The following is a 365-nucleotide window of genomic DNA, read 5'->3' on the forward strand; positions in this document are numbered from 1 at the left end:
ATAGTTCGTATTCTTGCGGCGTCGAGTCGCAAGGTGACCTTCCGGGAGACCCCTGACCGGGCAGCGCTCGCTCAAATTACGGCTGGATGGACAGCGGCCGACCTGGCCGCGATCTGGACCGAGGCTGGTCTCGCCGCAGCTCTCGACGGTCGGCAATCAATTGCGAGGGAGGACATCATCATCGGTGTCGAGGCGGTTGGCCGCGATCGTAAAACTCACCTGGAGGCAGAGTAGTGGCTATCTGGAGCCGCAAGCGCCACGAACCACGTGACCGCCACCGTGAGTTCATCTACCTCGACGAGGTGAGCGTAGTCAGTCTCCTTGCAAGTCTTCAGGGTGAGATCAAGGATGCTGTCACCGAAACC

General features: G+C 60.3%; 2 protein-coding genes. Both read left to right on the plus strand.

Features of this window, described 5'->3' with window-relative positions; translation table 11 throughout:
- Nucleotides 1–234: ATP-binding protein (locus K3888_RS12560; protein ID WP_230930605.1), on the plus strand; the 234-nt coding region annotated here is incomplete at its 5' end.
- On the plus strand, nucleotides 234–365 hold a 132-nt coding region (locus K3888_RS18010; RefSeq protein ID WP_443652047.1), incomplete at its 3' end, for a DUF6414 family protein. The genes K3888_RS12560 and K3888_RS18010, both read left to right, overlap by 1 nt.

It is taken from the genome of Dietzia aurantiaca (assembly GCF_021033825.1).
GTDB lineage: Bacteria > Actinomycetota > Actinomycetes > Mycobacteriales > Mycobacteriaceae > Dietzia > Dietzia aurantiaca.